This window comes from Microbacterium sp., from assembly GCF_029263575.1.
Taxonomy (GTDB): domain Bacteria; phylum Actinomycetota; class Actinomycetes; order Actinomycetales; family Microbacteriaceae; genus Microbacterium.
In genome coordinates, this window is sequence record NZ_JAJUFV010000082.1 from 1 (window position 1) to 13478 (window position 13478).

At 63.0% G+C, this 13478-nt stretch carries 12 protein-coding genes; 6 read left to right on the forward strand and 6 right to left on the reverse strand.

Going from position 1 to position 13478, the window contains the following annotated elements:
* The 3 genes from Q1J95_RS09595 to Q1J95_RS09605 all read left to right on the forward strand — a co-directional run.
* The coding region (locus Q1J95_RS09595; protein ID WP_300267293.1) for a glycosyltransferase at positions 1-1575 on the forward strand (1575 nt) is incomplete at its 5' end.
* Positions 1572-2534 (forward strand): glycosyltransferase, encoded by a 963-nt coding sequence (locus tag Q1J95_RS09600; protein WP_300267294.1) that lies wholly within the window; start codon positions 1572-1574, stop codon positions 2532-2534. The genes Q1J95_RS09595 and Q1J95_RS09600, both read left to right, overlap by 4 nt.
* Positions 2534-3118, forward strand: coding sequence for a hypothetical protein (locus Q1J95_RS09605; protein WP_300267295.1), 585 nt, complete (start codon positions 2534-2536; stop codon positions 3116-3118). The genes Q1J95_RS09600 and Q1J95_RS09605 overlap by 1 nt, the downstream gene beginning before the upstream one ends.
* A gap of 16 nt (positions 3119-3134) precedes the next feature.
* Here Q1J95_RS09605 and Q1J95_RS09610 read toward each other — a convergent pair whose 3' ends face one another.
* The gene (locus Q1J95_RS09610; protein WP_300267296.1) at positions 3135-4430 is read right to left on the reverse strand and encodes a nucleotide sugar dehydrogenase; all 1296 of its coding nucleotides are present in this window, start codon (positions 4428-4430) and stop codon (positions 3135-3137) included.
* A gap of 62 nt (positions 4431-4492) precedes the next feature.
* Here Q1J95_RS09610 and Q1J95_RS09615 point away from each other — a divergent pair, with 62 nt between their 5' ends.
* Entirely contained in the window at positions 4493-5653 is a 1161-nt protein-coding gene (locus Q1J95_RS09615) for an acyltransferase (protein ID WP_300267297.1), read from the forward strand.
* On the opposite strand, the gene wecB is transcribed toward Q1J95_RS09615, so the two are convergent.
* A complete protein-coding gene (gene wecB / locus Q1J95_RS09620; RefSeq protein ID WP_300267298.1) occupies positions 5650-6717 on the reverse strand; it encodes a non-hydrolyzing UDP-N-acetylglucosamine 2-epimerase in 1068 nt (355 codons plus the stop codon). The two genes, Q1J95_RS09615 and wecB, sit on opposite strands and share 4 nt — an antisense overlap.
* A gap of 80 nt (positions 6718-6797) precedes the next feature.
* On the opposite strand from wecB, the gene Q1J95_RS09625 reads away from it, so the two are divergent.
* The gene (locus tag Q1J95_RS09625) at positions 6798-8150 is read left to right on the forward strand and encodes a glycosyl transferase (protein ID WP_300267299.1); all 1353 of its coding nucleotides are present in this window, start codon (positions 6798-6800) and stop codon (positions 8148-8150) included.
* Positions 8147-8566, forward strand: coding sequence for a hypothetical protein (locus tag Q1J95_RS09630; protein ID WP_300267300.1), 420 nt, complete (start codon positions 8147-8149; stop codon positions 8564-8566). The genes Q1J95_RS09625 and Q1J95_RS09630 overlap by 4 nt, the downstream gene beginning before the upstream one ends.
* Before the next feature lie 9 nt (positions 8567-8575).
* On the opposite strand, the gene Q1J95_RS09635 is transcribed toward Q1J95_RS09630, so the two are convergent.
* From Q1J95_RS09635 to Q1J95_RS09650, 4 genes are all read right to left on the reverse strand, one after another.
* A complete protein-coding gene (locus Q1J95_RS09635) occupies positions 8576-9724 on the reverse strand; it encodes a glycosyltransferase (protein WP_300267301.1) in 1149 nt (382 codons plus the stop codon).
* Positions 9725-9744: 20 nt separating this feature from the next.
* Positions 9745-10956 carry a hypothetical protein gene (locus Q1J95_RS09640; RefSeq protein WP_300267302.1) on the reverse strand — a complete coding sequence of 404 codons (1212 nt, stop codon included), beginning with the start codon at positions 10954-10956 and terminating at the stop codon, positions 9745-9747.
* Positions 10953-12044, reverse strand: a complete 1092-nt coding sequence (locus Q1J95_RS09645; protein ID WP_300267303.1) for a hypothetical protein — start codon at positions 12042-12044, stop codon at positions 10953-10955. The genes Q1J95_RS09640 and Q1J95_RS09645 overlap by 4 nt, the downstream gene beginning before the upstream one ends.
* A 134-nt stretch (positions 12045-12178) precedes the next feature.
* A partial coding sequence (locus tag Q1J95_RS09650) for an ABC transporter ATP-binding protein (RefSeq protein ID WP_300267304.1) occupies positions 12179-13478 on the reverse strand: 1300 nt, incomplete at its 5' end.

Here is a 13478-nt window from a genome sequence, read left to right on the forward strand (position 1 = left end):
CGTGAGGTCACGGGCGAGAGCACGACGCATTTCGATCTTCAGCTCACTCACTACAGCGACGGCGGTTGGCTGTGGTTCGACATCGTTGCCGACGAAAAGCAGGCGGTGCTGCGAGGTGCGGAGTGGACGACGGAACAAGAACCGGCGCGCAACGGCAAGGCATCGTTAGGAATCACGACGTACAACAAGCCTGACTATTGCGTAGAGACTCTGCAGGCCCTTGCAGCTGCACCTGACGCTTTGAAACTCGTTGACCGCATCTTCCTCATCGACCAAGGGACGCAACTGGTCGCAGAGCAGGAAGGCTACGCCGAAGTTGCTGAAACACTCGGGGAAAATCTCGCGGTCATTCGCCAGCCGAACCTCGGCGGATCCGGAGGGTTCGCCCGCGCGATGCACGAGGCCTCCCAACGCCCCGAGAGCGACTTCGTGCAACTACTGGATGACGACGTGCGCATCGAGCCCGAATCATTGCGCCGATCGATCGTCTTCGGGCAATACGCCACGAACCCGGTTCTCGTCGGCGGGCACATGTTTGATCTGCTTGACCGGCCGAAACTGCATGGCTGGGCGGAAGTCGTCGACGAGTCACCCTTCATGTGGCGCAACCTCTATCAAGAGAAGATGCCTCACGACTTCGGCACGTCCAACCTACGCCAGTCAAAGCTTCTGCACATGCGTATGGACGCCGACTATAACGGCTGGTGGATGTGCCTGATCCCACTCGAGGTGATCCGCAAGGTCGGGCTGTCCCTGCCTGCGTTCATCAAATGGGATGATGCCGAGTTCTGCCTGCGCGCGGGTAAGGCGGGGTTCCCGACGGTGTCGATGCCGGGCGTTGCCCTGTGGCATGTGTCGTGGGTGAACAAAGACGACTCCATCGACTGGCAGGCCTATTTTCACGCTCGTAATCGACTCGTTGCGGGTTTGCTGCATTCGGGAGCACCTCGCGGTGGTCGTTTGATCAGGCATAGCCGTCGTGTCGATCTCAAGCACCTCATGATGATGCAGTACTACCCGGTCGCTCTGCGTATGCGAGCGTTGCAAGACGTTCTCTCGGGGCCTCAGCACATGCGCAAGAACCTCGCGACCGCAATGCCGGCCGCCAGAGCACTTGCCGGGGATTTTCCTGAGACCGTTGTACACCGTGACCCGTCGACCGTCCTTCATTCGCGCTTCGGACGTCGTGTGTACAAGCAGCTATCGAAGAACGAATTCGACAGCCCGACGGGATTGCGATTGCGGATGTTCACGTTGACGACGCTCGCAGCGCACTGGCTTCACAAGCCGCGTCCAGCGAACGTGTCGCGGCCTGAGGTCGAGTTCGGCAAGGGCGACGCGCAGTGGTGGCGGCTTCCGGCATACGACAGCGCGCTTGTGAGCGCCGCCGACGGCTCCGGCAAGAACATCTATACACGTGACCGCGCAAAGTTCCGCCGACTCCTCCGCGACACGTTGCGTCTGCACGGCGAACTGCAACGCCGCTGGCCAGAGCTGCAGAAGCAATACCAGTCGGCTTTGCCAGACCTGGTCTCGCCTCAATCCTGGGAGCACACCTTCGAGGAAAACACATGACCGGCACACCTGCCACATTCGATCCGGCTTCCGCCGCGATCGTCATCGTGACCTTCAACCGCTCGCACCTGCTAGAGCGGCTCCTCGAGAGCATCACCATGATGGACCCGAAGCCGGGTCACATCATCGTGACAGACAATGCGTCCGTCGACGACACAACCGAGGTTGTGGAGTCGTTCCGCGACCGTATCGGCACCGAGCTCGTTTACAACCGCCTCGAGACGAACACGGGCGGCTCCGGCGGCTTCAGCGAGGGGATGCGCGCGGCATACGAGCTCGGCAGCGAGTGGATCTGGATGATGGATGACGATGTCGAGGTCATCCCCGACGGACTCGCGAAGATGGGCAAGTGGGCACCGCGCTTCAAGAGCATCCAGGGTCGACGCTACGACTACGACGGCAGCGAGTTCTACTGGCAATACCGCATCGCCGACCGGATGGGCATTCCGATTCCCTTCGCACCGGCCGGCTTTGACGAGTCCGGTTTCAAAGAGATGAACAGCGGATGCTTCGAGGGCATGTTCATCCATCGCTCCGTCGTCAAGCAGATCGGTCTACCCGACCCGCGATTCTTCATCTACTGGGACGACCAGATGTACGGCTGGATGGCCTCGCGCTTGACCACGGCTGTGATCGTGGACGAGTTCGTGCTGCGACGCACGCGCGAGATCAAACAGTGGGACATGGGCGTGCGTCACATGAACGCCTCCAGCAATGCCTACCGGTACTACATCATGCGAAACCGCGCCTTCATCAAGCACTACTACCGTGTGCACGGCGTCTACAACCCCGTCTTGTTCGGCCTAGGAACCACCGCGACGTTCTTCAAAGAGCTGATCCGGCTGTTCTTCGTCGAACGAACCGGTCGTGGCACGAGCAACCTCTTCCGCGGCATCCGCGATGGCGGCAAGATCAGTCGTGACCGCACCTGGCAGCCCATGCCCGCATTGGAGAGATGATGAGCGACGAGCCCCAGCCCGAAGCTGTTTGGTACTTCCCAGAGAAGAAGAGCAACAAGGGTCGCATCTGGCTGATCGTGGGGCTCGTCGTGGCCGCTATCGTCATAGTGGCGGTCGTGCTGTTCTTCCTGATTCCTCGCGGCGCTGATCCGCAGCCGACGAGCTCGCCCTCGTCATCCGCGTCCCCGACGCCATCCCCATCGCCGTCGGACTCAACCGACCCGGCGCCGGATCCGTCGATGACGCCGATCACGACTCCACCGCCGGTTCCCGAACCTGATTTGGAAACGTTTACCGCCGAGGTAAAGCCGCGCCTCGATGACGCCGTCCGCGGTCTCGACCTCGTCGCTGACAACCGTGAGGTGGGCGCTCAGATCGTGGAGACCCTCCAACAGGACGCAGAGATTCTCGCGAGCGCAGCGGCCCCGCAGTCGATCGCATCCGACTGGAGCGACGCGGTTGTCTCCTATGCGAACACGCTCAACGAGCTTCGTAGCGTTCTCGACGCCGGTTCGGATCCCCGGAATGCGCTGGATACCTCCCGCGCGTCGCTCGGCGAGCTTCGAGCTCTCGCCGGACTCTGAGAAGATCGCCGAGGCGTTACGCCGCGGTCCCCACGACGATTCTCGGCGTTCCCGCCCACAGCTTGGGATCGGTCGCGGCACGACCGTCCACGAGGAGTTTGACACCGGGGAGCTGCTCAGGCCCCAGCTCACGGTATTCGGCGTGATCGGTCTGCAGGATCGCCAGATCGACGTCGGCGCCCAGCGCATACGGCGTGAAGCCGAGCGCGCGTAGCTCGTCGTCGCTGTAGATCGGGTCGTGCACGAGCACCTTGGCCCCGCGCGATGTGAGGGCGTCGACCGTCGGGAAGACGCCCGAGAATGCGGTCTCCTTCACTCCGCCGCGGTATGCCGCACCGAGCACGACAGCCCGCTGGCCCGTCAGGTCGCCGAGAATGCCCTCGGCTTGCGCAACGAGACGTTCCGGCATCGACGCGTTGAGCTGGCGCGCAACACGCACGATGTCCGCATCGGGGTCTGTCGACAGATACAGTCGCGGATACACCGGGATGCAGTGCCCGCCGACGGCGATGCCTGGCCGGTGGATGTGGCTGTACGGCTGCGAGTTGCAGGCTTCGATCACCTTGTAGACGTCGATGCCGTTAGCGGCGGCGAACAGCCCGAACTGGTTCGCGAGGCCGATGTTCACGTCGCGGTAGGTCGTCTCGGCGAGCTTGGCCATCTCAGACGCCTCGGTCGTGCCGAGATCCCACACGCCGTTCGGTCGGGGAAGATCAGGGCGCTCGTCGAACTGCAGCACCGCCTCGTAGAACTCGCGTGCACGGCGGTTGCCCTCATCCGACAGCGCGCCGATCAGCTTGGGGTACTTGCGCAGGTCGGCGAAGACGCGCCCGGTGAGCACGCGCTCTGGCGAGTAGGCGAGGTGGAAGTCGACGCCCTCTTTCAGACCGGATCCCTGCTCGATCATCGGCTTCCAGCGGTTTCGCGTCGTGCCGACCGGCAGGGTGGTCTCGTACGAGATCAGCGCTCCGGGGGTCAGATGCTCGGCCAGCGACGTGGTCGCGGAATCCATGTACTGGAAATCCGGCTCCCACGTCTCGTCATTCACGAAGACCGGGGCGACGAGAACAATCGCATCTGCACCGGGGATCGCCTCGGCGTACGACGTCGTCGCCCTGAGCTTTCCGGCCGGAACCAAGTCGGCGAGTCGCTCTTGCAACTCGGCCTCACCGGGAAACGGCTCGCGTCCGGCGTTGATCGTGTCGACAGTCTTCTGATTGACATCGACGCCGATGACGTCGTGACCGGAAGAGGCGAACTGGACGGCGAGGGGAAGCCCGATCTTTCCGAGGGCCACGACGGCGATGCGCATGGGTTCCAGTCTACGTGCGCCAGGATAGAGTTCTCTGCCAGCGACCGTAAACTGATGTATCTATGGTCAGCTCACTGCAGCAGTCGACACTGCCCCGCTTGGACTCGCTGACCGGCTTGCGGTGGTGGGCGGCGTTTGCAGTCTTTCTGTTCCATGTTCGGAACTTCGTCACGCTCCCGGGACCGGTCTCGGAGTTGGTTCGCTTCGGGAACTTCGGCGTCGCGTTTTTCTTCATCCTTTCCGGATTCGTTCTCACCTGGTCGTGGCGGGAGAACGTCGGAATCGGCACGTTCTATTGGCGGCGCTTCGCGCGCATCTACCCGCTTCATCTAATCACGCTGCTGCTCGCTATTCCGGTCTTCTACAGCTTCGCACCTGACCCTGCACAAACATGGGTCAAACCCGTCGACTGGGCGATCCTCTTACTCTGCCTGCTCATGATCCAAGGGTGGTCACGGGATGCGACCGTGATGTTTGCGGGCAACCCGGCGTCGTGGACGCTGACGGTCGAGGCGTTCTTCTATGCGCTGCATCCGTTCATGACAAAAGTGCTGAGGCTTCTCACCGGACGAGGAGCCCTCGTCACCGCCGTCGGCATCGTCGCGCTGAGCATCATCGGGCGTGTGATCATGGTGACGGATCCGACCGGATGGTTCGCATCCCTGCCGTGGCCCATTCTGCGACTCAACGAGTTCATCGTGGGGATGTGTCTCGCCTGGGCGTTCCGCGCTGGTTGGCGCGTTCGACTGTCGGTGTGGGTTCCGGCATCATTGATCGTCGGATACCTGCTCGGCATCAGCGTGCTCGATCGGTTCACCCTGACCCAACCGTTGCAGCTGCTCATGGCGCAGTTCGCCAGCGAAGTGCTCCTCGTCCTGTTCGCGCTGCTGATCTGCTGCGCGGCATCCAGCGATCTGCGCACGACCAGGTCGCCGGCGTTCCGGTCCCGTTTCATCGTGATGCTCGGCGAGTGGTCATACGCCTTCTACCTCATCCATGCGACGCTGATCTATCTCACACTGGAGATCGTCGGTCACCGTGTAAGCGGTCTTACGGGGCTCCTGTGGATCGCTGTCCTGCTGGTCGGATCGATCGCGGCCGCCGGCGCGCTGCACGTCTGGATCGAGCGCCCTGTGGAGCGCTTCCTGCGCGCCTGGCAGAACCGCAAGACCGCCGCGAGACAGCTCGCACGCGAAGCGCGCGCGAGCGAACCGACAGCTTAACCTGCCGCGCTGAGCAACGTCTTGACCACACGCTCAGCGGCATGCCCATCACCGTACGGAGCGGCGTCCGTAGCCATAGGTCGCGGACGACTCACCCCGGCAGAAATCTCCTCCGCGGTGTTCGCCAGGACGTTCCAGCCGAGCTCGACCGTCTCGATCCACTCCGTCTCCGTGCGAACCGTCGTGCAGGGGACGCCGAGCAGAAACGCCTCCTTCTGCAGCCCGCCGGAGTCGGTCACGATACCAGCGCTCGACAGCGCCGCAGCGATCAGATCGGCGTATGCCAGTGGTGAGCGCACGATCAGCGATCCTCTCGCCAGCTCGACGCCGTGAGCGGCGGCTCGCGCCACGACGCGCGGATGCGCGAGGAGAACGACCGGCTTGTCGAGCCCAGCGAGGCCATCGATGACCTCGTCGAGACGGCCAGGATCGTCGGTGTTCTCGGCTCGGTGAATCGTCGCCAGATAATAGTCGCCCGCGGTCAGATCCAGCTCGTCCACCAGCACTGACGGCCTGTCGCTGACCTCATCTCGTACCTGGAAGAGAACGTCTGTCATGACATCGCCCACGAGCACCGTGCGATGCGCCAGCCCCTCGGCTGCAAGGTGGTCGACGGCCACCTGCGTCGGCGCGAGCAACAGATCAGCGGCGTGGTCCGTCATCACGCGGTTGTGCTCTTCTGGCATGCGCCGGTTGAAGCTGCGCAGGCCGGCCTCCAAATGAGCAACCGGAATATGCATCTTCACGGCGCTGAGTGCGGCTGCCACAGTCGAATTGGTGTCTCCGTACACCAGAACCCAGTCGGGGCGGTGCTCGTCGAAGACTGAATCGAGAGCGGCGAGCATCGCGCCCGTCTGAACGCCGTGACTGCCGCTGCCGACGCCCAGATGCACGTCGGGCGCTCCGATGCCGAGCTCGTCGAAGAAGACATCAGAGAGCATGGGGTCGTAGTGCTGACCGGTGTGGACGATCACGTGGTCCGCCCCAGCGGCCCTGATCGCTTTGTGAACGGGAGCAAGTTTGACGAACTGAGGGCGCGCGCCCACGACGCTGACGATCTTCACGGGTGCTCAGTCTACGCGTCGCGACTCCGAAAACCTGTCGAAGATCATCTTGCTCACGTACCCCGGCTACGATAAAACGGATGCCCACCGAACCCCTGCCGATGCGCGACGCAGCCGGCTCCGCGAAACCGCACCTCCTCTACGTCGCCTGGGGATTCCCTCCCTGTCGAGGCAGCGGCGTCTATCGTGCTTGGGCGAGCGCCAATGCCTTCGCGACAGCCGGATGGGACGTCACCGTGCTGACCGTGCCTCGCGAAGTGTTCACGATGTCGACGGGGGTCGACGAATCGCTTGAGCGCACCGTGCATCCGTCGATCAAAATCGTCCGCGTACCATTCCACTCCGCCGCCTACGAGAATGATCTGCGCACCTGGTCCCGGTTCCGCGCGCACGCACCGGAGTTGTGGAACGTCATCGATGCGAAACGCGAGCAGCATTCCTTCCCTGAGCGCACCTATGGCGGATGGCGGCCGGCACTCGAGCTCGCAGCCGACCAGGTTCACCGAGACCACCCGGTCGACCTCGTACTCGGCACCGCGAATCCGAATGTCGACTTCGTTCCCGGTCTGTACCTGCAGGAGCGCTATGGGATTCCGTACGTCATGGACTATCGAGACGCGTGGCAGCTCGACGTGTTCAGCGGCGCCCGGTTGACGAGCCCAAGCAGCGAAGTGGCAAAGCTCGAAGCACGCTTGATCAATGACGCGCATGCCGTCTGGTTCGTGAACGAACCGATTCTGCAGTGGCACGCACAGCTGTATCCCCAGGCGGCGAGTCGCTTCCGCGTCGTCGCGAACGGCTACGACGAGTCTCCTGCGACAGCCGAGCGCGTCGTCGATGACGAGTTGGTCTTCGGCTACATCGGAACGATCTCTGCGGCCGTCCCGATCGACGCATTGCTGGCCGGCTGGAAACGAGCGCGCGAGCTGTCTCCAGCACTCGAGAAGGCGCGCATCGAGCTCTGGGGGCATCTCAATCACACAGGCGTGCCGAATCAATCCGTCGTCGGCCAGCTCGAGACCCTGGCAGAGAACGACATCACGTATCACGGAGCCGTCTCCAAGCGCGATATCGGTTCCGTGTACGGACGCTTCGATGCACTGCTCCTCGTCCTGGGAACAGGTCGGTACGTCACGAGCGGGAAGGTTTTCGAGTATGCCGCGACCGGACTTCCGATCGCGTCCGTCCATGATCCGGTGAACGCCGCCAGCGACGTCCTGCGCGACGCACCGGCATGGTTTCCCGCCGCCGATCTGTCAGCGGATGCTGTTGCCGCAGCGCTGATCTCCTCCGCCGAGGCCGCGACGGCACAATCCGCGGATGAGCGCGCCGCCGCGCAGGAATGGGCGCAGCAGTTCCAGAGAGCGCAGCAGCTTGATCCGCAGATACAGGCTCTGAGAGGGTTCGTCGACCAGCGGAGGGCTGCAGTATGAGAATCGTGTTGATCTCGCCGTCAGGCTCGGTCGCTCGCGCGCTGGCACAGTTGCAGACCAGCCACGATGAGATCATCGTTGTGTCACGCTCGGCACCGGATGCCGAGATCACCTCGATCCCCATCGCGCCGCGGTGGCATCGCGCGACTCAGCGGCTCGAGAAACTATTGGGCGGCTCCGCGCTCGGCCGCAATCTGCAGCGATTGAGCCCGCTGGATGCAGGACTGCGTTTCGCCGCCGCTGCTCGACGAAACGACGCCCTGCGGGCATGCATCCAGCGAACGGATCTCATCGTCGTCCTCGAACGCGACGGAATCCTCACGGGTTGGCGCGCGGCCAAGAACTGGGCACCGGCACATGCCCGTGCCGTGTACGGCGTCGCGCCGGCGCAGGCTTTCGTCACCGACTCTGCCTGAGACGACGGCTCACGACAGACGGTCGAGGATACCGCGCTCAGTGGCGATGTCAGCGCGTGATGACAGGGCTTCAGCTGCGGCATCCGCATTCTTCTTGAACTGTTCAATGTCGGCGCGACTGAGCGCACGAACGGCCGATACGATGTCCTGCGCGCCGTACCCTTGGGTCACGACCCCGAGCTGGAGGCTTGAGATGATTCGGTCAGTTTCGACGGATGTTCCGAATACCAGCCCCAGCCGCGCCTGGACGAAGTCGAAGAACTTGTTCGGCAGCATGTGCCGATGATTCGGCGTCAGGGGCGGGAGGAGGAAGACTCCGAGATCGTATTCGTTGAGCGCGTCAGGCAGCTGCTCAGGCGATACCGGATCGTGCAGGGTGGTTCTCTCGCTGTTCGCGATCTGCTGCCGCAACCCGCGCCAGTACGCGCTGCCGTCACGGGAGGCGATCAGGTAGAGGTCGAGCGTGTATCCCTCACCCAGTTCGTCGACGGCGTCGATGATCGCTTCGATATTACGACCGGGTACAGCTCCGCCGCTGTGCACAAGGCGAACGGTATCCTCCTGCACCGGTCGCGGCGCGAGGTCGGCACGATATCCGATCGCGTTCCGCACGATCTCGGCCTCGACGCCGAAATCGTCGCGGTACATGTCTGCGATCGACTCGTTGATGGTCGTGGCAGCATCGACGCGGGGTAGGTACTCCGCGCAGATCCAGCGCATAAAAGGTGCGACGAGCAGTCTCCATGAGAGAACGTGGGTGCGCTCGGCTGGTGCCCACTCGTGCAAATCGCACCAGATCCTCGGAGTGCCGGCTATGCGAAACGCCAACGGCAGTGCGCGCGCCTCGTTCGCAACGACGATGTCGAACTGCCGGTCGCCGAGCTTCTCGATCGCCACGCGGGTGGCCGGAGCTTCCCACTGAACGGAGCGGAACCGTCGCAGGCCGAGCTTCACAACGCCACTGAGCGTCTGTGGCAACGAGGGCAGATTGCGGTCGATCTCGATGTGATCAGAAGCATGCTCTGGACGAGAGCCATAGCAGAGCGTGGTGACGTGGTGATCCTCTGCGAGCACAGCGAGCTGGCGCAGCACGCGCGAGTCGGCGTTGATGTCGGAGAATGAGATACACAGCACTCGGGGTCGACTGGCATCTGGCATCTCTGAATCCTCTCGGTTCGTCATCTCTCGCGCACCTCGGTTCCCAGGAACTCTGCCAGCGCCGCGGCGGATGCCGCGCCACTGTGCACAGCGCGCGCGAACGATGTTCCTTTCGCGGCGTGCTCTGCAAAAGCCTCTCGATCTTCGACTACCCGCCGCACTGTCGCGGCGACGTCAGAGAATCGAGCCTCGACGATGGGAAGCTCCAGCCCTGTCGTCTCCTTCACTCGCGCGCGATTGCGTTCGTTGACATGCCCGATCACAACGCGGCCAGCGGCGAGCGCTTCGCAGGCTGCGACGCCGTAGTCACCGAGACGAAACTGGTCAAGCACGATGTCCGCGGAACGGTAGATCTTGGGCATGTCTCGCGATGGGATGTTCTCTAGCCGTCGGTAGCGGATGAGTCCCTCGCTTTCGAGCCCGGCCAGTTGCACGTCAATTGACGGGTCTCCCTTCATCGGCGAGTTGCTAGGAACGTACGCGACGGTAGGAACCTGTTGCTGCAGCGGAGCTGCATCGCTCCCCCACCGTTCGATGTCTACGACCACGGGCAGCCATCTTGCTCGCGGTACGTTCAGCAATCCCGGCGTCGATACGAAGACGGGAAGGTCAGTTTCCGTGACCATACGCAACCGGGCTCGTGCGTTGGTCTCAAGCACCGCGGTCGATGCCTGGGGGTATCCTCCACGCTGCCCGAATGGCGAGTCCGGCTCTTCTTCCACGTGAAGGCTAGGGACGCGGATGTCACTGCCGTGCCACAGCAATGCGACGGACTTGCCTTCCCGCGTGAGCTCATCGACGGCCTGTAGCGGAGTTCGACCTGGCAAGGATCCGAACGGATACTGTCCCGATTCAAGCAAAACGTGACTGAAATCATCGATGATGACCTGACGCTGGCGGCGCTGCCAACGGCTAGCGAAAACGAACCCGCTCTCCGGAACACTGACGTCGACGGGAAACGAATAGCGATCACGTGCCGGGTTGGTGAGCATCATGCTCACCGCACCTACATCGATGAGATTCTGCTCGGCAGCGCGCGCCCACCTGTATCCCTGACCGGCCGAGTTCATCGGGGCGACCAGCAGCCGCACTCGTGCATCTGGTGCGTGAGCCACCTGCATGGCTTCGTTGTCCCACGCCAGTCGCCCTGGCAACACGCGAGACAGAAGAGAATCCGGAACGGCCTGCAGTGCGCGACGCGCGATCGTCACGGCGTTGTCTCGAAGATTCATGCCGACTGATCCTCTCCAGCGTCGGCGTGCAAGAACGGCCTCAGCACCTGTGCGGAGAACTCTCCGTCGTGCACCGCAGCGACGTACTGTGGCCCGAGGTTCGCACTCCGACGATAGCGATCTGGGTTGGTGACGATGTCATGTATGACTGACGCCAGCGTGTCGGGGGTCGCTTCCACGATCGGAGGTTCCATTCCTGTGACCGTCTTCACGTGACTTCTCACCTGATCGCTCAGGTGTGCGACGACCAATCGGCCTGACGCCATCGCTTCGATCGACGTCGTCGAGTAGATTCCGAGCGCGAACTGATCCAGCACGATGTCTGCGCCAGCGTACAGCCGAGGCATCTCATCTGCCGCAACGTTCTCCACTCGCCGGTAGTCCACCACACCCTGCTCCGCCAGTCGGAGCATGACGGGTTCGATGAGAGCAGTCCCTTTGACCTTCGGACTGGTCGGCGCGTGCAAGACCACTGGCCGGTCGCTCGTCAACACGTCGGATGCCGTCGCCCACCGTGCCGGATCGACGACGTTCGGCAGCCACTGCGCAGCTGGCCAGTCGAGAAGGAGCTCGGGTGTCACGACGTATAGCGGAACGCCCAACCGCTCACCAAGGCTTCGATTGCGCTGCGCGACGCTCTCAAGTCTCGCGACCCATTGCTGATCGATTTCTTCGCCACCAAACGGCGACCACTTATCAGCGTCGGCATGACGATGAGGTGCGCGTAGATCGGTTCCGTGGCTGACCAATGCGACCGACACTCCCCGTTCGCGAAGCCAACGAACTTCACGCTCGACATCTCCGTCGAACGCGACGCCGAAGATCGGGCGCTCCGCCTCGATAAGCACGTGAGTGAAACCTCGGCCCACCGCCTCACGCTGTCGGCGTGCCCAGGTCCCGGACGAGACTGCGACTGGCCAGGGAACGTTGTAATCGGCAGGGAAGCCGAAGTCTTGTGCCGCACGAGGCTGCATATTGACAGCTCCGACGCCATGGAGGCGTTCGGCAGCACGTGCGAATGCGTACCCCTGTGCGGCGAAGTTCGCTGGAGCGATGAAGACCCGCACCGGCGCATCGGGCGGCTCCACCGGTGCAGGAACGTCGGCGAGGGAAAACCGTCGCCCCGGAGGGCGTAGCCAGGCAGTGAGAGCGTCAGGAAATGCCTCAAGTGTGCGCCGATAGGTCGTTCCAGCTGTTCGACGCAGTCGCGCGACCGCGCTGCTCATATCAACCCGGCCAGGCGAGCCTGTCCTGCGAAGTCTGGGCTCTGTGAGATGACTTCATCGAATGTGCCCTGCGCCTGTGCCGTTCCATCTTTCATGTAGAGGATCACATCGGAGTCCTTGATGGTGCTGAGCCTATGCGCGACGGCGATCACCGTTACGTCTCCGCGCAGTTCGCGGATCGCGTCAGCGACGTCAGCTTCGGTCTTCGTGTCGAGTGCGCTCGTCGCCTCATCGAGAACAAGCACCAGCGGGTCACTGTAGAGAGCGCGAGCGATGCCGAGCCTCTGGCGCTGGCCGCCCGAGAGCGTCAGCCCGCGCTCGCCCACGCGCGAGTTCACACCATTGGGGCGCTGCATGATCATCGGCCACAGCTGAGCTCGTCGGGCCGCCTGCTCGACCCGTTCGATGTCGACCTCACTGCCCCACGTCAGTGCGATGTTCTGAGCGATGGTTCCTTCGAAGAGCGTGACCTCCTGCGGAACGTACCCGACATGGCTTCGCCAGGCGGCCATCACTTCTTCCACCGGCAGGCCGTCGATGCGAATGCGGCCGCTGGTCGGCGTCAGCAAGCCGAGCAGAAGATCGATCAGAGTGGATTTTCCCGCCCCGGATGCACCCGCGATGCCCACCGTCGACCCCATCGGGATGCTCAGGCTGAGCCCGCGCACAGCGGGTTCATCGCTACCGGGAAAGTGGAACGAGACATCATCCAGTTCCAACAGGCGGGGCTCCCCGGGAAGTGGCGAGCGACCGAGCACCTCCTGTCCCGCCAAGAACGTCTTCGATGTCTCAATATCGCTGATCACGGTATCGACGTAGGGTGCGGATGTGATCGTTCGGGTGATCACCGTCTGGAAGCCGGTCAGAGACGGCACAAGGCGGAATCCGGCGATGCCGAACATCGCCACCGCAGAGATCGTCGCGTTCATGTCGCCTCCGGACGTGAGCATCGCGGCTCCGCCGACCACGACGAAACCGCCGATGATGGCCGCGTCGAAGATGAAACGCGGCACCGTGGCCAGAAAGCTCGAGTTGGCGCGAGCACGCGCCGTCTGCGCGCGATTCACCCGCACGATGGCGCTGACCTCATCAGCCTTGTCTCGAAGCGTGATCTCTTTGAGTGAAGCGACCATTCCAGAGATCAAGGCGGCCACATGCAACGCGGAATCTCGCGCGACGCGAGCTGCCTGACGCGTCTTGCCGCTGAGCACGAAGTACTGCAGCAAGGCGATACCGCCCAGGTAGATGACGGTGACAAGTGCCGTGACGGGCTGAGAGACCACGAGCACGCCCACC

Bases quoted from the DNA above. Each gene is read 5' to 3' on its own strand.
- Q1J95_RS09600 (WP_300267294.1), top strand. From the start codon at position 1,572: ATGACCGGCACACCTGCCACATTCGATCCGGCTTCCGCCGCGATCGTC.
- Q1J95_RS09605 (WP_300267295.1), top strand. From the start codon at position 2,534: ATGAGCGACGAGCCCCAGCCCGAAGCTGTTTGGTACTTCCCAGAGAAG.
- Q1J95_RS09610 (WP_300267296.1), bottom strand. From the start codon at position 4,430: ATGCGCATCGCCGTCGTGGCCCTCGGAAAGATCGGGCTTCCCCTCGCC.
- Q1J95_RS09615 (WP_300267297.1), top strand. From the start codon at position 4,493: ATGGTCAGCTCACTGCAGCAGTCGACACTGCCCCGCTTGGACTCGCTG.
- Q1J95_RS09625 (WP_300267299.1), top strand. From the start codon at position 6,798: ATGCCCACCGAACCCCTGCCGATGCGCGACGCAGCCGGCTCCGCGAAA.
- Q1J95_RS09630 (WP_300267300.1), top strand. From the start codon at position 8,147: ATGAGAATCGTGTTGATCTCGCCGTCAGGCTCGGTCGCTCGCGCGCTG.
- Q1J95_RS09635 (WP_300267301.1), bottom strand. From the start codon at position 9,724: ATGCCAGATGCCAGTCGACCCCGAGTGCTGTGTATCTCATTCTCCGAC.
- Q1J95_RS09640 (WP_300267302.1), bottom strand. From the start codon at position 10,956: ATGAATCTTCGAGACAACGCCGTGACGATCGCGCGTCGCGCACTGCAG.